Consider the following 19,957-nt stretch of genomic DNA (forward strand, 5'->3'; position numbering starts at 1 on the left):
CCGAGCACGCCCTCACCAAAGAGCAGTTCGATGCCGCCATGCCGGTGGAGTTCTGGCGCGAAGTGGTAGACCGGGCGGCTGTTGAAGCCCCCGATACGCTCCTGCTGGCGGAAGCCTTCTGGATGATGGAGGGCTATTTTGTGCGCAGCCTGGGGATGCACCGGGTCTACAACTCGGCCTTCATGAACATGCTGCGCGACGAGAAAAACGCTGAGTACCGGCAGATCATGAAGAACACCCTCGAGTTCGCACCGGAAATTCTCAAGCGCTTCGTCAACTTTCTCAACAACCCCGACGAAAAAACCGCCGTAGAGCAGTTTGGCAAGGGCGACAAGTATTTTGGGGCCATGACCCTTTGCGCAACCCTGCCGGGCCTGCCTATGCTGGGCCACGGTCAGGTGGAAGGCTTTACCGAGAGATACGGGATGGAGTACCGTCAGGGCTATTACGACGAAACCCCCGACCACGGCCTGATAGACTACCATCAGCAGCAGATTTTCCCGCTCCTCAAGATGCGCTCCCTCTTTGCCGGGGTGGAGAACTTTGTCCTTTACGATGCCCTTACCGGCGATGTGGTCAACGAAGATGTATTTGTATACTCCAACTGCTCCGGCAGCGAACGCTCGCTGGTGGCCTTTAACAACAAAAACGCGGAGGCCCGCGTCTGGGTTCGTCGCTCGGTGGGGCAGCCCTCTAAAGCCGGATCGGGGCGCGAGACCCGGCAAGTGGGACTGGGAGAGGGGCTGCAACTGAGCTTCGACGAGCGCACCTTCAGCATCTGCCGCGATCGAGTGACGGGAATGGAATATTTGCGCAACAACCAGGAACTTCACGAGCAGGGGCTGTACCTCGAGCTCGGCCCCTACCAACGCAAGGTTTTTCTTGACTGGCGCGAGGTCTACGACCATGATGGCATAATTGCCCGGCTGGCCCAGATGCTGGGTGGGCGCGGTGTACCCAGCCTGGACGAGGCCATGCAGGAACTGTGGCTCGAGCCCGTCCACCGGCCCTTCCGCGAGCTGGTAAATCCGGCTATGTTCGGCAGACTGCTAAAGGGCGGGGGCGGGCTGGACGAAGGCCTGAGGGAAGAAGTGCAGGGCAGGCTGCTAGGGCTCTACCAGGGGATTGACCAGCACTCGAGCCGCAGTCTGGCCCTGCTGCCGGTGCAGCAGGTTCTGGGCCGTCTGGAAGGCGCGTTGAGGGCGGTGGAGGATAGCGATGACCTCGTGACGGGCGGCGCGCTGCTGGGCTGGGTCTTTGTCCACGGCCTGGGCCAGGCCGAGGAGAGCCGCGCCCACCTGGACGAGTGGCGGCTGGGACGGATTCTGGAGCAGACCCTGGGCGAGATGGGACTGAGCGAAGCCGAAGCAAGGCGCTCGGTGGGCCTGACCAGGGTGCTGATCGCCCATCCCGAGCTGTCGCAGAACCCGGCCCTGGTAGTCCAGCAAATGCCCAGACTGTTACAGAACCCAGATGTGCAGGGCTTCTTACAGATCCACCGCCATGGCGGTGTGGTCTACTTCAACCGCGAAGCCCATCAGGCCTGGCTCCTGGGCCTGCGCCAGGTGTCGCAGGCGCTGGCTGCTGCCGAGGGCAAGACCCCTGTGCAGGTCGAAAAAAAGCGCAAAGCCTGGTTGGCCCTGGCAACAAAACTGGACAAAGTTGCCCAGTCGTCGGGTTATGGGGTGGATACCTATTTAGAGAGAATTGCGCCCAGGAAACCCACCCTCCGCAAAGCCAGAGCCGCGCCAACCAGGACCCCCAAACGCGCCGCGACCAGATCGGCAAGCGAGTCTACCGATTCTGGGGCCGCGAAAACGAAAGGGCCTCGTAAAGCCACCGCAGGCAGGGCCTCAGCGGTTACGCCGAAAACCGAGCAAGCCCCGCCCAGGGTCAGGGCCGGCAGGAGCAAGCCCGCCGCCCAAACCACAGGCGCGGCCCGTAATGCCGAGTCCAGGTCAAAGGCCCGAGCGGCGGGCCGCAAACCTGTAGCCCAGGGTAAATCTGCTACCCCCCCCGATCCCCGCAAAAAACCGGCGGGCAGGAGCACCCCTGCCAGTGACGACCTGACCCGCATCAAGGGCATCGGCCCCAAGATTTCGGCGGCTTTGCAGGCGGCAGGTATCACCGCTTTTGCCCAGCTGGCCCGAGCCAGGGAGGAAACCCTGCGATCAGCCCTGGCGGCCGCCAACCTGCGCTTGGCCCCCAGCCTGGGCACCTGGGCCAGACAGGCGGCCTATCTGGCCAGAGGCGATGAGAAAGGATTTTCCGCGTATACCAAGAAACTAACCGCCGGGCGCGGGTAGACTCGGGCGTTTCAAACCGGCGCTTGCAGATTCGTGATGTGCGGCTTAAGGTTTAGTTTTTCGATGTACTCGAGGTAGTCGGCTTCGCTCAGGGGATACTTTCCCGCCACTGCCACGATAAACCCCTCCATCACATTGGTGCCGAAGCTACGGCCCTCGAGGCGCGGCGTGGTGGTGATGAGTTTAGCGATGCCTCGAGCCCGCATAAACTCGAGATCCTCTTCGGTGGTGGTATTGGTCAGGATAATCTTGCCCTGCATCTGATCCGGCATAAACCGGCGCATAAAGTGCCAGTCCCCGGCTATGACATCGGCCCATTCAAAGTAGCGCTGTCGCCAGTCCTGCAACTGCTTTTCCTGCTTATCGCCGGTGGGGTATAGCCACTTGAAAGGCAGCCTGGTGATGATGGGCAACAAAACCTGAGCCAGTTTTTGCAGCAGGGATAGCCGGTAAATCGGAATCGGCAGCCCCAGCCCAAAGATAAAGTCGCCATACAGCACCCTGGCCCCAGCCTGATCGAGCGCCTCGGCCAGCCCAAAGCGGTCTACCGCGCTGGGTAGCAAAACCTTTTTGCTGCTCCAGTTAATCTCCTGGCTCACTACCTGCACCGCCATGCGCTCGAGGGTATCCTTCAGGCCCGAGCCATCCAGCATGGGGGTTTTCTGGGCTGCATCGGCCATCCGCTGCGAGTCGCGGAAGGTATAGCGTCGGCCACCGGCATACACGTACAGGTCGGCCCCCCCCAGCCCAAAGGCATCCACCTTGCCATCGAGTTCTCTCACCAGTTCAATCGCTTTTTCCCAGCTTCCATCGGTACCGATACGTTCCAGAACAAAGGTTTCTCCCAACCCTTCCAGCCGCACCTCGGCCCTCGAGTTGCGCTTGGAAGAACCTATCGAAACACTCACCACACGTTTGGGCATGGCTCCCAGTCTACTACCGCCCTGGCCCGGCAGCAGGCAGAGCACCGGAGCTGGTCGGCCCCCCCAGATGGGTCAAACTGGCCCCCGTCTGCGCGCTGGCTGAGTATAATTCTCCTAGCGACAGTTGCACAAAACGCCCAGGAGAAGCCTATGTGGAAAGCCCTGCTAGCCAGCCTGACCCTGCTCGCATCCACCGCCCTGGCCAACCCCCTGCTTACCCGCGATTTCTGGCAAACCGCCACCCCCGAAAGCCTCCGCGAAGCCGTGCGTAGAGGGGCGAGCGTCAGTGCCAGAGACCTGCTTGGACTCACACCCTTGCATCAGGCCGCCGCTTTCAACACCAACCCCGATGTCATGCGCACCCTGGTGGGCTTGGGGGCAGTGGTAAATGCCAGAGAAGACCTGTTTGGATTGACACCCCTGCATCGGGCCGCCACTTTCAACGCCAATCCCGAGGTCATCCGCACCCTGGTGGGGCTGGGGGCAGCAGTGAATGCCAGAGGCCTGGGCGGATGGTCGCCCTTGCATCAGGCCGCCGCTTTCAACGCCAATCCCGAGGTCGTCCGCGCCCTGGTTGGGCTGGGCGCCGCGGCAAATGCCAGAGACCAGGATGGAGAGACGCCCTTGCATTCTGCTGCGGGCAGCAACACCAATCCCGAGATCATTCGCGCCCTGGTGGGCTTGGGGGCGGAGGTGAATGCTAGAAACCAGCGTGGATTCACACCATTGCATTTTGCTGCTGAGGGAAACACCAATCCCGAGGTCGTCCGCGTCCTGGTGGCGCTGGGGGCCGAGGTCAATGCCAGAAGTCAGGGTGGTTCGACGCCCTTGCATTCTGCTGCGCGTTCTAGCAGAACCTCCGCGGTGGTGCTGGTTTTGCTCGAGCTTGGGGCCGATCACCAAGCCAGAGGCATTGCTGGCAGCACTGCATGGGACTTGATACAGCGGAACGAACACCTTAGGAACACTCCGGCGTTCTGGCGGCTAAACGATCTCAGGTTTTAAGGGGCTATGGCAGCAACAGGCGCAGGAGCCCAAAAGCCGCAAGGGCTGCTGCCAGTAGCCAGAAAATGTAGGCGGTACGCTTGCTGGCCCCCCCCTGCGAGGCAAAGGTCCAGATTAGCAGGCCCAGCAAGGCCGAGGCCAGCGCCAGAGCAAACAGCAGCTCGGGCAGGTGGGCGAAAATTGGCGCAAACACCCATACCTCCGTTCAACAGACTCATGCCAGGCCCAGCAGAGCCCGCACCTCGGCCGCCACCTGCTCGCTGGTGAAGCCCAGCTTTGGGTATACCTGGGCCAAAGGAGCGCTGGCCCCATAGCGGTTCAGGCCCAGGGTGCGCTGGGCGTAGCGCTCCCAGCCCAGGGTGGCTCCGGCTTCCACAGCCAGCGTGGGAAGGCTTTTGGGCAGAATTCCCTCCCGGTAGGTTTCGGGCTGGGCCTCGAAGGCCTCCCAGCAGGGCAGGCTGACCACCCGCACCGGGATCTGCTCGGCGGCCAGGGCTTTTTGGGCTTCCAGTGCTAGCGAGACCTCCGAGCCGGTGGCGACAATGGCGGCCCTGGCCTGGGGGAGGTTGGAGAGGATATAACCCCCGCGCTCGACCCCTTTGGGCCTGACCCCTTCCAGCACCGGCAAAGCCTGGCGGGTCAGGATCAGGGCGGTGGGGCCGTCGGTGCGCTTTAGGGCCATCTTCCAGGCCATGGCGGTCTCGCGGGCATCGGCCGGGCGGATTACCCACAGGTTCGGGATGGCCCGCAGGCTCATCAGGTGCTCGACGGGCTGGTGGGTGGGGCCGTCTTCCCCAACGGCAATGGAGTCGTGGGTGAAGACAAAGAGGGTCGGGACACCCATAATCGCGGCCATCCGAACCGCAGGGCGCATGTAGTCGGAGAAAACCAGGAAGGTTCCACCGTAGGGCCGCAAACCCGGGCTTAAGGCCATGCCGTTCATGGCCGCGCCCATGGCGTGTTCCCGCACGCCAAAGCGGATATACCGCCCGGCCGGGTTGGCGTGGCTGAAGTCGGTCATGTCGGGGGTGCGGGTGTTGTTGGAGGGGGTCAGGTCGGCCGAGCCGCCCATTAGCTCCGGCAGCAGCGGAACCAGTTTTTCCAGTACCCTGCCCGAGGCCGCGCGGGTGGCCAGCTTCTCGCCGGCGGCGAAGGTGGGCAGGTGGACCTCCCAACCCTGGGGCAGTTTGCCTTCCAGGCGGCGCTGGAACTCGGCGGCTTTTTGGGGGTTAGTGCTGATCAACTCGTCCAGCCTGACCTGCCACTCGGCCTGGGCCCTGGCCCCCTTTTCGATGGCCTGCCGATAGTCGGAGTAGACCTCCTCAGGTACTACAAAGGGTTCGTGGGGCCAGCCCAGGGTCTGCCGGGTAGCTGCCACTTTTTCGGCTCCCATCGCATCAGAGTGGGCCTTGTGGTGGCCGGCCAGAGGCGAGCCAAACCCGATCACCGAGCGCACCGAGATCAGGCTGGGGCGGGGGTCGGCCTGGGCCGCTTTTAGCGCGGCGCGGATGGCCTCTAAGTCTTCTCCCGGCACCTCCGGCACCACATGCCAGCCATAGGCTCGGTAGCGCGCCAGACGGTCTTCGGTAAAAGCCAGCTCGGTGCTGCCGTCAATGGTGACCTCGTTGTCGTCGTAGAGCACAATCAGTCTGCCCAGCCGCAGATGCCCGGCCAGCGAGGAAGCCTCTGCGCTCACCCCTTCCATCAGGTCGCCATCGGAAGCAATCACATAGGTATAGTGCTGGGCAATTTCGCCAAACTCGGCGGCCAGCTTGCGCTCGGCAATGGCCATACCCACCGCAGTAGCAATCCCCTGCCCCAGTGGGCCGGTGGTGGTCTCGACCCCAGGGGTATGACCGTACTCGGGGTGGCCCGGGGTTTTGGAATCCCACTGGCGGAAACGTTTGAGTTCTTCCATCGGCAGGTCGTAGCCGCTCAGGTGTAGCAGCGCATACAGCAGCATCGAACCATGCCCCGCCGAGAGCACAAAGCGGTCTCGAGCCGGCCAGAGGGGGTCTTTGGGATTGTGCTTCAGGAACTCGGTCCACAACACATAAGCAGCCGGCGCCATCCCCATCGGCATTCCAGGGTGGCCCGACCGGGCCTGTTCGACCGCGTCGAGGGCCAGCATGCGAATGGCGTCTATCGAGGCTTTGGCAATGGGAGGGATCTGGGTCATACCCGGCAATCATAACCGCCCACAGAGACCTTGCGAATCCTGCGGCTTTCAACCGTGGAGGCCACCGCGACATGATGAACGGGTAGCCAGACCATTCGATCCACGGAGATCCGATCCTGGCAGCCTTAACAGTTTCCTTCCGCCTTGTGAACAATTGCCGTCCCATCAACACGCCGGGGCTGGTGTGCATCAAACGTCATTCTGTACGTCGGCGATCTGCCCAGGGACATTTTTCCCTAGGGACATATGTACTCTCACCACCTTCTTAGACTCCCCTACAAGGGGGAAACGGCGATGGATGAAAAAGAACAGCGGCCCATAGGAGCACTCTTGGTGGTTGGGATTGTGGCGGTGTTTATCCTGACCTTTTGGCTTTTCAATTTTTTTACGCATCTGGCACGGGGGTAAGGCATGGGCGAGAAGTCTCACCTGATTGAGCGCTATGAAAAGGCCTGGGTGTTTTTCGGGCTGGGTATGATCGTGGTTTTTTTGATCCTGATTGGCTACCTGATGGTTGCACACGGTCAGACCAACCCCGTCGGAGCCGGTCGTGTAGATGTCGCCACCGTTCGTACCGAGGGTCAGTTTGCCAATCCCCGGATCGAGCGGGTGGGCAACGAGTATGTAGCTTACATACAGGCTTTTGCTTTTAGCTTCCTTCCTGCTGAAATGCGGGTCACGGCGGGCAGGAGGGTTACCTTTTATGTCACCTCGCCCGATGTGATGCATAGCTTTACCATTGTGGGAACCAACATCAATATGCAGGTGATTCCTGGGGAGATCGGCAAGGTCAGCCACACCTTCGATGAACCTGGCGAATACCTGATTATCTGCAACGAATACTGTGGCATCGCTCACGCCAACATGATCAGCAGAATCATCGTAGAGCCAAACTAAGGAGTACTGATGGCAGTCAATCTCGCTTTTAAAGAAGATGCGTACGCGGCTGCGCCAGAGAAGAAGTATGTCCTCTACATGCTGATGATGGGCTTTATTGCCCTGCTCGTAGGCGCTCTTTTCGGCCCTCTACAGTCCTTCAACTACGGGGGTCTGGATCTCTACCCCTTTCTCCAGCCCATCTTTCAGAGCTACTACCAGGGTCTGACCATCCACGGAGTGCTGAACGCGCTGGTTTTTACCCAGTTGTTCTCGCAGGCCATCATGGTATACCTGCCAGCCCGCGAGCTGAATATGCGCCCCAACATGACCCTGGCCTGGGTCTCGTTCTGGATGGCGCTGGTCGGCCTGGTAATCACTGCCCTGCCCATCCTGGGTAACGCTGCCTCTGTACTCTACACGTTTTATGCACCGCTGCAGGCGCACTGGGCCTTCTATGTGGGGGCGGCAATTTTCATACTCTCGACCTATGTAAGCATTTACATCGTACTGGATATGTGGTTGCGCTGGCGCAAGGCCAACCCTGGGAAGATCACCCCGCTGGTAACCTACATGGCAGTTACCTTCTGGCTGATGTGGCTGCTGGCCAGCCTGGGTCTGGTGGTTCAGGTGGCGGTCTTTATGATTCCCTGGTCGCTGGGCCTGATCGCTGGGGTGGATCCCCTGCTGATGCGGACGCTGTTCTGGTTTACGGGTCACCCCATCGTTTACTTCTGGCTGCTGCCGGCCTACGCGCTGGCTTACGCTATCCTACCCAGGCTGGCCGGGGGCAAGCTCATCTCCGACCCTCTGACCCGGCTGGTCTTCTTGCTGTTTCTGCTCTTTTCGGTTCCGGTGGGTCTGCACCACCAGTTTGCCGATCCCGGTATCGCACCTTACTGGAAAATGCTGCATACCGTTCTAACCATGATGGTGGCAGTTCCCAGCCTGATGACCGCCTTCACCATTGCGGCCTCGCTAGAAGTCGCTGGCCGGGCCAACGGTGGTAAGGGTCTGTTGGGCTGGATAGGAGCTTTGCCCTGGAACAACCCCACCGTGTTGGCGTTCTTGCTGGGCTTTATCGCCTTCATCCCAGGGGGCGCCGGCGGGATGGTCAACGCCAGCTTCAACCTCAACCAGAACATCCACAACACGGTCTGGATTCCCGGTCACTTCCATCTGCAAGTGGGCACCCTGGTCACTATGGCTGCCATGGGCACAGCCTTCTGGCTAATCCCCCACCTGACTGGCAAGCCGCTAGTGGCTCGAGGCATGGCGGTGGCCTCACAATGGCTGTGGTTCATTGGCATGTTCGTCATGACCTTCGCCCTGCACTGGATGGGCTTCCTTTACTCGATACCGCGTCGCACCCACATCGCAGGCAGCACCATCGCCATGGAAGCCTATCGCGATAGCGCAGCCTGGATGGTCTTGAACATCGTCGCGGGGGTAATTCTGCTCGTTGCGATCATCCTGTTCTTCTATGTTATCTTCGCCACCGCTTTGCAGCGTCGGCGCGAGCCCAGCCAGGTAATGCAGGATGTACCTTTCACCGAGGTCATCTCCAAACCCGAGGGCAGCAGCCTGGCCCTGCTGACCGAACGGGTCTGGTTCTGGTTTGGCATCGCAGTAGTGCTCGTAGTACTGGCCTATGGCCCGGTGCTCTTCCAGATGTTTACCAATATAAACCCGGTTCCTGGGCAACGACTCTGGTAATTTCCCCTTTGAGAAATGCCCCCGGCGAGATCCGGGGGCATTTCCTGTCTGGAGGCGCCCTGGCCTCCCGTCGCAGCCAGTATATGCAACAGGCAGTGGTATTGAACCGGTGAGATACGCCTTTTATACCCCATTCGGAACCCGACCGCAGGGAGACGCTTTTTTCGCCGACCGTCCGGGAGGGGTCTGCCCCAGGCCTCAAAAAGAGAGCCTCGGGGTCTCCGGGTTGAGAGGATCATCTTTTTGAATCCGGTATTACTTGACCCCGCACCCAGGCGCAGCTATACTTCTTAGTTGGCCCCTTACTGGGCCTCGAGGAAGCCCCGGTCAGCGCACTGCGGCTCACCCGACAAGGAGACAGCAATGCCCTTTACCAAAGAAGCCAAAGCCAGCGTAATCGAGAAGCACGCCCACAACGTAGGCGATACCGGTTCGACCGAAGTACAGGTGGCCCTGCTGACCGAACGCATCAATCGCCTATCGTCACATCTGACCGCCAACAACAACGATGTGGCTGCCAAGCGCGGTCTGCTGACCCTGGTAGGGCAGCGCAAACGCATGCTGGGCTATTTGGAAAACAAGGATAAAGCCCGCTACAAGGCACTGATCGAAAAGCTTGGGCTACGCAAATAAGAATGGTTCGGGGAGGCCCCGGACATTATCTATCGTGTACAATACATTTGACTCGGTAGGAGAGGCCGGGACTGGCTCCGCTGATGGTCTGAAGCTATGCCCAACCGCCTCAAAGCTCTTACTACGTGGCACACCCTTCTGAATATGTACCGATCTACACTCTGTCCCTGCTGTGTCCGTAGTGAGCGCTTCACCCATCACTCCCCCGACCCTGTAGGGTTGCGGTTGGAGCAGGGGGGTTTTGATCCAGCCTACCAGCGCACCCAGCGCTTTAACTGGGCCATCAGGAGTTAACATGAACGAAGAAAATCCAATACCCCAGGGCAGACGCTACAGCCTGGACGTGGGGGGTCGCACCCTGACCATCGAGACTGGAAGATATGCCAAGCATGTCTCTGGTTCGGTCTGGGTTAGCTATGGCGAAACGGTGGTGATGGCCACTGCCCAGGCCTCCGATGCTCCCATTCAGGCCGACTTCTTGCCTTTGACCGTGGAGTTTGAAGAAAGACACTACGCGGTTGGGCGCATCCCGGGTAGCTTCATGCGCCGCGAAGGGCGGCCTGGCGAAAAGGCAATTCTCTCGGCTCGTCTGACCGACCGCCCCATCCGGCCACTCTTTCCCAAGGGCTTCCGGCATGAGGTACAGGTCTTGCTCACCGTACTCTCCGCCGACCAGGAAAACACCCCGGACATCCTGGGGCCAATTGCCGCCAGTGCAGCCCTGATGCTCTCCGACATCCCCTGGGATGGGCCAATTGCTTCGGTACGAGTGGGGATGCACGGCGGACGACTGGTTTTGAACCCGGTGGCTCAGGAGAACGGCGTTTTGGATCTGGTGGTGGCTGGCTCCAGAGATGCCATCATCATGGTGGAGGCCGCTGCTCAAGAGGTGTCCGAGGATCAACTGGTGCAAGCCCTCGAGTTTGCCCACCGGGCCATGCAACCCATTCTGGAGCTGCAAGAACAAATGCGCTCGGAGCTGGGTAAGCAAAAGCTTTCCCACGTGCCCCCAGCCCGACTGGACGCGGAAACCCAGACTCTCCTTTACCAGCGGGCTATCGAGAGGGGACTCTCGAGCGTCCTGCAAACCGCTTCGAAGGGTGAGCGCTCGGAAGCCCTGGATGCCTTTAGTGAAGCCCTGATGGATGAGTTTGTGCCCAGCCGCGAGGATGGCTCGGTGGATGTCGAGCGGCGCAAACTGGTGGCTGAAGGCTTCGATGAAGTGCTCCAGAAGGAACTGCGTCGCCTGATCCTGCAAGAAAACAAGCGGGCCGACGGGCGCAGTCCTGAGCAGGTACGCCCCATCTGGATCGAGAGCAACATGCTACCCAAACCACACGGTTCGGCCATCTTCAGCCGGGGCGAAACCCAGGTTTTGGGCGTGGTGACGCTGGGCACAGGACGGGACGCGCAGTTGGTGGACGACCTCGGCTTGGAGTCGGAGGACAGCTTCCTGGTGCACTACAACTTCCCTCCCTACTCCACCGGCGAGGTCAAGCGCCTGCGCGGAGTAAGCCGCCGCGAAGTGGGCCACGGCAACCTGGCCAAGCGTGGTCTGCGGGCGGTGCTGCCTTCCAAAGAGGAGTTCCCTTATACCATTCGGGTGGTGGGGGATGTCCTGGAGTCCAATGGTTCTTCCAGCATGGCTACGGTCTGTGCGGGGTGTCTAGCCCTGCTGGATGCTGGAGTTCCCCTGAAGAAGCATGTGGCCGGTGTGGCCATGGGTCTGGTGAAAGAGGGCGACCAGTCCGTGGTTCTGACCGATATTCTGGGGCTGGAAGATGCCCTTGGCGATATGGACTTTAAGGTCACCGGCACCCGCGATGGGGTGACCGCGCTGCAAATGGACATCAAGATCAAGGGGTTGGCCGCCGAGACCATGCGGGCTGCTTTGTACCAGGCTCGAGAGGCTCGCTTGCACATCCTGAGCCTGATGGAAACCGCCGTTCCCTCCCACCGCACCGAGATGAAGCCCCAGGTGCCACGCATCCTGATCCTCAAGATCAACCCCGAGAAGATCGGGGGGATTATCGGGCCTGGCGGGAAGAACATCCGCGCTCTGGAGGAGTTGGGTGTGCAAATTGACATCGAGCAGGACGGTACCATCCGGCTCTATAGCGCCAATGGAGCTGCCGCCGAGGAGGCCAGGGCCCGCATCCTGGGCCAGACCGCCGAGGCCAGGGTGGGCGAAGTCTACGAGGGCAGGGTTACCCGCATTACCAACTTCGGGGCTTTTATCGAAATCCTACCGGGCAAGGATGGTCTGCTGCACATCAGCCAGATGGCCCAGGGGCGGGTCGAAAAAGTGGAGGATGTGCTCAAGATGGGGGACAACATCAAGGTCAAGGTCAACAAGATTGACGAGCAGGGCCGGGTGGATTTGATTCGTCCGGAACTCGAGGGTCTGGTCGCACCCCGCAAACCCCCGGTCAGGCGTTGATAGAACCACCGATTCAAACCGTGTTGGCGAATATTGTGTTGCGGGTTGATATAGTTCGACTCTCAGACAGCTCACGCTGTCAGGCACTGTCAGACTGAGCCATTACCCAGTCAAACCCATGCCCCAATCCGGTCTATCCATTGAGTGGAGTAACCATGAACGACAACCCACCTTTTAGTCGTCCCAGGGGGCCGCGCAAGCGGCAAGAAAGGCCCAAACCCAAAGGGCCGGTCTTCCTGGGCAAACCCCATGGCGCCGTCGAGATTGTATTTCTAGGCGGTACCGGCGAGATTGGTAAAAACATAGCCGCTGTCCGCTATGAAGACGAGATGTTCATCATTGATGGGGGTCTGGCCTTTCCGGACGCGCGTATGTTGGGCGTGGATATCGTGATCCCGCGAATAGACTACCTGATACAGAACAAAGATCTCATCAAGGGTTGGGTGCTTACCCACGGGCACGAAGACCATATCGGGGCCTTGCCCTACCTGTTTCCCCAGCTGCCACGAGTTCCGGGCTATGGGGCCAGGCTCACCCTGGGACTGGTCAAAGGCAAGCTCGAGGAATTTGGACTGGGCGTCGGGGAGTACAGCTTCAAGGAAGTCTCCCCCGATGATCGCATCGCCATTGGACGCTCTTTCCAGCTCGATTTGTTCCGGATGACGCATTCCATCCCCGACAATTTCGGTATGGTGATCCATACCCCTATCGGTAGAATCGTACACACTGGCGATTTCAAGCTCGATGAGCGCCCCATTGATGGAAAGACCTCACACCTGGAGAAAATTGCCCAGGCCGGCAGTGACGGGGTGCTCTGCCTTGTTGCCGACTCGACCAACGGCGAACGCCCAGGCATCACGCCTACCGAGACCGAGGTAGCGGCAGAGCTCGACAAGGTGATTGGCGCCGCTAAAGGGCGTATCTTTGTGACCACTTTTGCCTCACACATCCACCGGATTCAGTCGGTGGTCACCTCGGGGGAAAAGTATGGACGAAAGATTGCGGTGGAGGGGCGCTCGATGCTCAAGTACGCCCGCATTGCCCTCGAGCTGGGCTATTTCCAGCAAAAAGACCGCTTCTACACCCTGGATGAAATCAAGGATCTGCCCGACGAGCAGGTGCTGGTCATCACCACCGGTTCACAAGGGCAGCCCGAGGCTGTACTGGCCCGCCTGGCTGCTGGCAATCACGCAAAAATGACCATCCAGGAGGGCGATACGGTTATCCTGAGCAGCAGCCCTATTCCGGGCAACGAAGAGGCTGTTAACACCGTTATCAACCAGCTTTATGCACTGGGGGCCTATGTTTTCTATCCCCCGCGCTACCGTGTGCATGCTTCGGGCCATGCCAGCCACGAGGAACTCAAGACCGTGCTCAACCTGGCCCGGCCCAAGTTTTTGCTGCCCTGGCACGGCGAAATCCGCCACCAGACTAATTTCAAGTGGCTAGCCCAGAGCATCCCCCAGCCACCCGAAAAAATCTTGATTCCCGAGAACGGGCGCATCATCAAGCTCACCGCCAACAACATCGAGTTTGATGGCAAGGTTCCTCACGGACAACTCTACGTGGATGGACTGGGGGTTGGCGACATCACCGACGAAATCCTGGCCGACCGCAACCACATGGCCGCCGAGGGCGTGGTCATCATCACCGCGCTGGTCAGCCGCGAGCCACTGGTCGAGGTCATTTCCAAGGGGTTTGTCAAAGCCGGAGAACGCTTGCTGGGCGAGGTACGCAAGATGGCGATGGAGTCGCTTTATCGGGGGGTACGGGAAAAGAAACCCCTGGAAGAGATCCGTGACGACATCTACTACCCGGTCAAGAAATTCATCGCCAAGAACACCGGGCGCAATCCGGTCATTCTGCCAATTGTGATTGAAGGATGATGGTTCTGGCAGAAAACCAGGGCCTGCTCGAGACTCTGCACCGTAGCCGCGAGCGCCACAGGGCGAGTGCAAGACCTCGAGTTCAGAGCTAAACGGCCCGTAGTGGAATTCTGGCCCTTGCATGAGTCATGGCCTGGGAGTTTCGTTCAGCCCGGCCCTGGCAGCCGCATACATGACCTGAACATTCGGCTTTACCCCGGTCCAGAGTTCTAAGGCCAGCGCCCCCTGCCAGACCAACATGGGTAATCCGCCCAAGGTGAGCAAGCCCGCACTCTGCGCCGCGCGCATCAGTTGGGTAATGGCTGGATTGTAGATAATATCTACCACCGCACCTTCACGCGGCAACAACCCTTCAGGCAGGGGCGAAGTATGGGGGTCTTTCAAACCCACGCTGGTAGTATTGATGAGCAGGTCACAGCTTCTAACGGCGGTATCCAGCAAAGGCGGCGAAACCAGGTGCAGGCCAAATGCTTCGCACAGCTCTCTAGCACGTTCAATCGTGCGGTTATAGATCGCCACCCTGGCCCCTTCTTCTTTTAGCGCATACGCGATCGCCCGGGCCGCCCCTCCGGCCCCCAGAACCAGGGCTTTCTTGTTTCGATAGGAAATACCGGCTTCGTCCAGCCCGGATATGAAGCCCAGGGCATCGGTGTTATAGCCAGTCAGCCGAGCTCCTTCACACACAATGGTATTGACCGCACCAATAGCACTGGCCTCCGGAGCCAGTTCGTCGAGATAAGCCAGTACACTTTCTTTATGCGGGATGGTCACGTTGACCCCCGCATACTCCCGCCTGACTTCCTGCAGTCGCGCCCGCAAAAACTGGGGCGGAGTCTCCAGTGCCAGATACGAGCCTTCCAGTCCCGCAGCCCGCAACGCAGCCTCATGCATGGCCGGTGAGAGCGAGTGCGCCACCGGAAAACCAATCAATCCAAGCTTCACGACCGGATTCTACCCGCCAAGCCAGCATCCCATGCAATCCGCAGAACACCTGGAGGCACTGGACTGCAGCCTCGAGGTGGGCAGATGATCGCCACCCTGCAAGCCCCATTGCCGCTCGAGCCTTTGGGTTATCAGGCGGGTGTGATCCACCTCGTCTCCAGCAGCCATCCCCTTCATCGCCCATCTTAAGTTACACACCGCCCTGTGTTACTTGCTAAGATAAGGCGAGTGAAAACCTTGTTTTTCGTTTTTCTAATGATGACCTCCCTGGCCCAGGCCAAAACCTATGTCATTCCAATCGAGGGGACGATAGATGGGCCACTAGCCACCTTTATAGAACAGTCGCTCGATCAGGCCGAACGTGAAGGGGCCAGTGGGGTGTTATTCCGGGTCAACACCCCCGGAGGGCGGGTAGATGCAGCGATCCGCATCACGGATCGCATTCTGGCCTCTACCCTGCCCACCATGGCAGTGGTGGAAAATGCCTTTTCGGCTGGGGCTTTGATCTCGCTGGCCGCTCAGCAGATCATGATGCTGCCGGGCTCGAGTATTGGGGCAGCCCTGCCGGTTGCTATTTCCCCTATCCCCTTTGTAGGCGAACCGACTCCCGCGGATCGAAAGGTTATAGCCGCCCTCAGATCCAAGTTCCGGGCGGTAGCCGAGGCCCGGGGCCGTCCGGTCAATCTAGCCGAGGCCATGGTGGATCCCGAAGTAGTGGTGCAGGGCATCACCATCAGGGGCGAGCCGCTCACCCTTTCCGCCAAACGAGCGGTGGAGCTCAAGGTAGCCGATGCCGAGGTTGGCAGTATGCGGGCCGCCATCGAAAAGGCCGGTTTCAATATCAGCACCGTGGAGCTTCAACCCGGCCCGCAGGTACGGGTGGCCCGCTTCCTGACCGATCCCACCGTTGCCGCCATTCTGCTGGCAGTGGGCGTGCTGGGGCTTGTGCTGGAGTTTTTCACTCCTGGCACTTTTATCCCCGGCATTATCGGCCTGACTGCCCTGGGGCTGTTCTTCCTGGGGGGCTTTCTGGCCGGGCTATCCACCGCACTGACCATCATCCTGTTGTTTGGCGGGTTATTGCTGGTAGCGATTGAGTTGTTTGTCACCCCCGGATTTGGTATCCCCGGCCTGATCGGGCTGGGCCTGATCGGCGCCTCCATCTACTTCACCTTCGGCGATGAGGCGGTGCAGGTGGCAGCCATTGCCATCATCGCACTCGCGGTGGGCGTGTTCATACTTTTCCGCTACCTGCCCAGGGTCCGGGTGGCCAGGCCTTTTGTGCTGAGCAACGCGGTCGAAGAAGTGGCTCCCCCAAAATACGAGCTGGAAACCCTGCTGGGAGCCACCGGCACTGCTCTAACCGACCTTCGCCCCGCTGGCACCGCACAATTTGGCGATCGCCGGGTGGATGTAGTAACCGCGGGGGAGTTTATTGACCGTGGTCAGAGCATCCGGGTGATACAGGTCGAAGGCCCCCGGGTGGTGGTGCGTCGGCTCGAGGGCTAACTTCTATCTTCAACCCGGAGCAGCGCCAGCAGGGTAAACCAGAAGTGGCAGGTCGAGCTTCATGGGTTGAGCGACATCCACTGGAAACACTTCCGTCCGTTGCTGCGGAATTGCGAGCCCGAAACGGATTCTGCCAGAACAAAGCCGCAACCTGGTAGCATGGGAGTTTTTTGCACCTTGCCCGCTCTTGTGTTGGAGCTTTAGGATGTAAGCAGGTAGGATCAAGCCGTTTCTTCCGGTTCTATCCTGGACATAAACCGAACAACATCAAGGAGGATTTCATGGAGTTTGGAGCTTTAATCGTTGCAGGTCTGGCTTTGTTCGCGGTTTTGTTGTTCTTCTATCTGGTTCCGGTGCCCCTGTGGATTACGGCCCTATTCTCAGGGGTCAACGTGGCGCTCACAGCCCTGGTGGGGATGCGGTTCCGGCGAATTCCCCCCACCAAGATCGTCAATCCGATGATCAAGGCAATTAAGGCTGGCATTCCCGTCGAAACCGGCAAGCTCGAGGCCCAGTTCCTGGCTGGGGGTAACGTAGATCGTGTTGTAGATGCGCTAATCGCCGCCGATAAGGCCGGGATCAAGCTCAACTTCGACCGTGCCGCCGCAATTGACCTGGCAGGCCGCGATGTGCTGGAGGCGGTGCGGCTCTCGGTCAACCCTAAGGTTATTACCAGTCCGACGGTGGCCGGTATGGCCCAGGACGGCATCCAGTTGCTGGCCGTTGCCCGAATTACGGTTCGGGCCAATATTGACCGTCTGGTCGGGGGTGCCGGCGAGGAAACCATCGTGGCCCGGGTGGGCGAAGGCATCGTGGCCTCGATTGGTCAGAGCATGGATCACAAACAGGTGCTGGAGCAGCCCGATCGCATCTCCAAAACGGTGCTGGCCAAAGGCCTGGATGCTGGAACCGCCTTTGAAATTCTCTCGGTAGACATTGCCGAGGTGGACGTGGGCAAAAACATCGGGGCCCAGCTCCGCACCGACCAGGCCGAAGCCGACAAGAAAATCGCCCAGGCCAAGGCCGAAGAGCGCCGAGCAATGGCCGTTGCAGTCGAACAAGAAAACACGGCTCTGGTCGAGGCCATGCGGGCCAAACTGGTCGAGGCCCAGGCCGCTGTACCGCTGGGGCTGGCCGAGGCTCTGCGCAGCGGACGCATCGGGGTCATGGACTACTACCAGCTTAAGAATATTGAAGCCGATACCGATATGCGCGAGTCCATCAGCAAGGCCAGCGGCGGCAGTACGCCCGAGGGTGGGTCGAGTGGTACGCAGCGTTGAGGTGTGTAATGCGTAATGGGGTGGTTGGGGCGCCGATGAAGAATGGACTCCCAGGAGGTGGGGGGAACCGCGGTTTCACCCAGGCTCCTCTGCCCCCCTGCTCCCCTGCTCAAACCCGGAGGGCCCCATGGGTTTAGACGAACTCCTAGGTCTGCTGTTTTTGTTCTTCTTTATCGTGCTGCCTGCGCTACAGGGCCTGTTGCGGCGCGGGCAGAGGATGCCCCCAGACTTTGAACCGGATGAAATTCTGTTGCCAGGCGAAGAGCGCACCCCACCTGCGCAGCAACCGCAACCAAGACCGGCGCCAAGAGGTGGGCCTGCCGGCCCCTCCCCAACTTCGATGGGGCCAGCCCGTCCACCTGCCAGCACCCCGCCCCCCCGCCCCTTAGTAAGCCAGCCTTCTGCCCAGCCTCCAAGGCCCAAAACGCCTGCGGGTCAGCGCCCCAAGGCTCTTGCGGAGCTCGAGCGCGAACGTCTATCTCGGGCAGGTTCGCGTCCTGTGCAGCAGGAACCTGCCCGTCCCGTCCCGGCCAGACCCGCACCTCCCGCAACCACATCCAGAACCAAGCCTGCAGAGCAGTGGGAGCTCTCAATTACTCCGCATGCTATCCTGAATGGTGTGGTTTGGCACCAGGTGTTGGCTGAACCCAGGAGCCAGCATTGGAGAAGAGTACGCAAAACAAAGTGATCATACCCCTGCGTTCCCCCCAAGAAGCCCTGGCCCTGCTTGGCCAGGGCGATAAGCATCTCAAAACTCTGCGCAAGCTGCTCCCGGCTCAACTGGTGGTGCGGGGGCAGGAAGTGCAAATTGCGGGCGACCCCGACGAAGTGCGGCTGGCCGAGCGGGTGATGCGTGATCTGGTCACCCTGGTACGTCAGGGGGCCGAGATTGACGTGGGAACTCTGGAGCAGGTCATCCTGGTCGCCGAGAATGGGCAGTCGCTTCCGGTCGAGACTGCTACGCCCTCCCTGGGCAGTGAGCTGACCTTACCGGGAAGGCTCAAGCCCAAAACCCCTGGGCAGCGGCAGTACGTGGAGGCCATCAGCAGCCACGACATCACCTTTGGCATCGGCCCTGCCGGAACCGGAAAGACCTACCTGGCGGTTGCGATGGCTGTGGCTTTTCTCAAGGCCAAGAAAGTCAAGCGCATCATCCTGACCCGCCCCGCAGTGGAGGCTGGGGAGCGCCTGGGCTTTTTACCGGGCGACCTCCAGGCCAAGATTGACCCCTATTTACGCCCACTCTACGACGCAATTTTCGACATGATTGACGCGGAACGTTTCGATCAGTACATCCAGTCTGGAGTGATTGAGGTGGCGCCGCTGGCTTTCATGCGGGGGCGCACATTAAATGATGCCTTCATCATCCTCGATGAGGCGCAAAACACCACCCCCGAGCAGATGAAAATGTTCCTGACCCGGATGGGTTTCAATAGCCGGGTGGTCATCACCGGCGACATCACCCAGATTGACCTGCCCAAAGCCCAGAAAAGTGGCCTGGTCGAGGCGATGCGGATCCTCAAAGGCATCCAGGGCATTGCCCAGCAACGCTTTCTGGAGTCGGACGTGGTGCGTCACCCCCTCGTGGCCCGCATCATCAAGGCCTACGATTTTCACGAGCACGAAAATGATCGTCGCTCCGAACGCTGAGCTGTGGCCCGGTTTGCGATGGCAGAGGTGAATTGGGTCGCTCACATCCAGGCGCCCAGGGGTCTCGGCCCCCAGGTACGCAAAGCCCTGGCCCGCCTGATGACCGAGCTAGGCCATGGCGATAAGGCGCTCACCCTGGTGCTCGTTGGTGATAGCGAGATTCGCGCTCACAAACTGCAACACTGGGGCGAGGACGCCCCAACCGATGTGCTGTCTTTCCCGACCTACGAGCCTGGCGACCCCTTTATCCCGCCCCATCTGGGAGATATCGTGATCAGCCTGGATACTGCCCGCCGCCAGGCCGAGCAGCTAGGGCATAGTCTGCAAAAGGAGGTCAAGGTGTTGGCTGCGCACTCCCTGTGGCATTTGCTCGGACACGACCACTCTACCGAGGCTGAATGGGAGGGATTCAGACAGGTACAAGCGCGAATCCTCGAGTACTGAAGCGTTTCCACAAACAGGGGTCGCCCAAGCATGTGCTGCCGCAGGATGCAGGTCGAAAGTCGAAGGCCCGATGCCCACCCCCCCACCCAAGCCCGGTTCCGATCCGCTGCCCCTACGGGGCCTCCGGGCCTCGTTTGTCTATGCCTGGGCCGGGATTCGGATAGCCTG

At 60.1% G+C, this 19,957-nt stretch carries 16 protein-coding genes and 1 pseudogene; 13 read left to right on the forward strand and 4 right to left on the reverse strand.

Annotation, left to right across the window (positions count from 1 at the left end):
* Positions 1-2,306, forward strand: a pseudogene (locus tag Q0288_RS07365) (hypothetical protein); the annotation flags it as partial.
* A gap of 11 nt (positions 2,307-2,317) precedes the next feature.
* On the opposite strand, the gene Q0288_RS07370 reads toward Q0288_RS07365, so the two are convergent.
* Positions 2,318-3,229, reverse strand: coding sequence for a quinate 5-dehydrogenase (locus Q0288_RS07370; RefSeq protein ID WP_299429234.1), 912 nt, complete (start codon positions 3,227-3,229; stop codon positions 2,318-2,320).
* A 150-nt stretch (positions 3,230-3,379) separates the two neighbouring features.
* On the opposite strand from Q0288_RS07370, the gene Q0288_RS07375 reads away from it, so the two are divergent.
* Entirely contained in the window at positions 3,380-4,234 is an 855-nt protein-coding gene (locus tag Q0288_RS07375) for an ankyrin repeat domain-containing protein (RefSeq protein WP_299429236.1), read from the forward strand.
* 4 nt (positions 4,235-4,238) lie between these two features.
* Here Q0288_RS07375 and Q0288_RS07380 read toward each other — a convergent pair whose 3' ends face one another.
* Both Q0288_RS07380 and tkt read right to left on the reverse strand, forming a co-directional pair.
* A complete protein-coding gene (locus tag Q0288_RS07380; RefSeq protein ID WP_299429238.1) occupies positions 4,239-4,427 on the reverse strand; it encodes a hypothetical protein in 189 nt (62 codons plus the stop codon).
* A 21-nt stretch (positions 4,428-4,448) separates the two neighbouring features.
* Complete coding sequence (tkt, locus tag Q0288_RS07385) at positions 4,449-6,413, reverse strand: transketolase (RefSeq protein ID WP_299429240.1); 1,965 nt, start codon at positions 6,411-6,413, stop codon at positions 4,449-4,451.
* A gap of 294 nt (positions 6,414-6,707) precedes the next feature.
* Between tkt and Q0288_RS07390 the strand changes: the two genes are divergently transcribed.
* From Q0288_RS07390 to Q0288_RS07420, 7 genes are all read left to right on the forward strand, one after another.
* Positions 6,708-6,821, forward strand: a complete 114-nt coding sequence (locus Q0288_RS07390; protein ID WP_299429243.1) for a cytochrome c oxidase subunit 2A — start codon at positions 6,708-6,710, stop codon at positions 6,819-6,821.
* Positions 6,822-6,824: 3 nt separating this feature from the next.
* Positions 6,825-7,310 carry a cytochrome c oxidase subunit II gene (locus Q0288_RS07395; RefSeq protein ID WP_299429245.1) on the forward strand — a complete coding sequence of 162 codons (486 nt, stop codon included), beginning with the start codon at positions 6,825-6,827 and terminating at the stop codon, positions 7,308-7,310.
* A 9-nt stretch (positions 7,311-7,319) separates the two neighbouring features.
* Complete coding sequence (locus Q0288_RS07400; protein WP_299429247.1) at positions 7,320-9,005, forward strand: cbb3-type cytochrome c oxidase subunit I; 1,686 nt, start codon at positions 7,320-7,322, stop codon at positions 9,003-9,005.
* 363 nt (positions 9,006-9,368) lie between these two features.
* Positions 9,369-9,638: a 30S ribosomal protein S15 gene (gene rpsO / locus Q0288_RS07405; protein ID WP_299429249.1), complete on the forward strand. Its 270-nt coding sequence runs from the start codon at positions 9,369-9,371 to the stop codon at positions 9,636-9,638.
* Between the two features lie 144 nt (positions 9,639-9,782).
* Positions 9,783-9,932 (forward strand): hypothetical protein, encoded by a 150-nt coding sequence (locus tag Q0288_RS07410; protein ID WP_299429251.1) that lies wholly within the window; start codon positions 9,783-9,785, stop codon positions 9,930-9,932.
* Between the two features lies 1 nt (position 9,933).
* Positions 9,934-12,078: a polyribonucleotide nucleotidyltransferase gene (gene pnp / locus Q0288_RS07415; RefSeq protein WP_299429252.1), complete on the forward strand. Its 2,145-nt coding sequence runs from the start codon at positions 9,934-9,936 to the stop codon at positions 12,076-12,078.
* Between the two features lie 155 nt (positions 12,079-12,233).
* Positions 12,234-13,964 carry a ribonuclease J gene (locus Q0288_RS07420; protein WP_299429254.1) on the forward strand — a complete coding sequence of 577 codons (1,731 nt, stop codon included), beginning with the start codon at positions 12,234-12,236 and terminating at the stop codon, positions 13,962-13,964.
* Between the two features lie 126 nt (positions 13,965-14,090).
* Here the strand turns inward: Q0288_RS07420 and Q0288_RS07425 are convergent, their stop codons facing one another.
* Positions 14,091-14,906 (reverse strand): shikimate dehydrogenase, encoded by an 816-nt coding sequence (locus Q0288_RS07425; RefSeq protein WP_299429256.1) that lies wholly within the window; start codon positions 14,904-14,906, stop codon positions 14,091-14,093.
* A 228-nt stretch (positions 14,907-15,134) separates the two neighbouring features.
* Here Q0288_RS07425 and Q0288_RS07430 point away from each other — a divergent pair, with 228 nt between their 5' ends.
* From Q0288_RS07430 to ybeY, 4 genes are all read left to right on the forward strand, one after another.
* Positions 15,135-16,415 (forward strand): NfeD family protein, encoded by a 1,281-nt coding sequence (locus Q0288_RS07430; RefSeq protein WP_299429259.1) that lies wholly within the window; start codon positions 15,135-15,137, stop codon positions 16,413-16,415.
* Positions 16,416-16,696: 281 nt separating this feature from the next.
* Positions 16,697-17,695 carry a flotillin-like protein FloA gene (gene floA, locus Q0288_RS07435; RefSeq protein ID WP_299429261.1) on the forward strand — a complete coding sequence of 333 codons (999 nt, stop codon included), beginning with the start codon at positions 16,697-16,699 and terminating at the stop codon, positions 17,693-17,695.
* A 687-nt stretch (positions 17,696-18,382) separates the two neighbouring features.
* Positions 18,383-19,345: a PhoH family protein gene (locus tag Q0288_RS07440; protein ID WP_299429265.1), complete on the forward strand. Its 963-nt coding sequence runs from the start codon at positions 18,383-18,385 to the stop codon at positions 19,343-19,345.
* Between the two features lie 18 nt (positions 19,346-19,363).
* Positions 19,364-19,789: an rRNA maturation RNase YbeY gene (ybeY, locus tag Q0288_RS07445; RefSeq protein ID WP_299429263.1), complete on the forward strand. Its 426-nt coding sequence runs from the start codon at positions 19,364-19,366 to the stop codon at positions 19,787-19,789.
* Positions 19,790-19,957 lie beyond the last annotated feature (168 nt).

It is taken from the genome of uncultured Meiothermus sp. (genome assembly GCF_937863175.1).
GTDB lineage: Bacteria > Deinococcota > Deinococci > Deinococcales > Thermaceae > Meiothermus.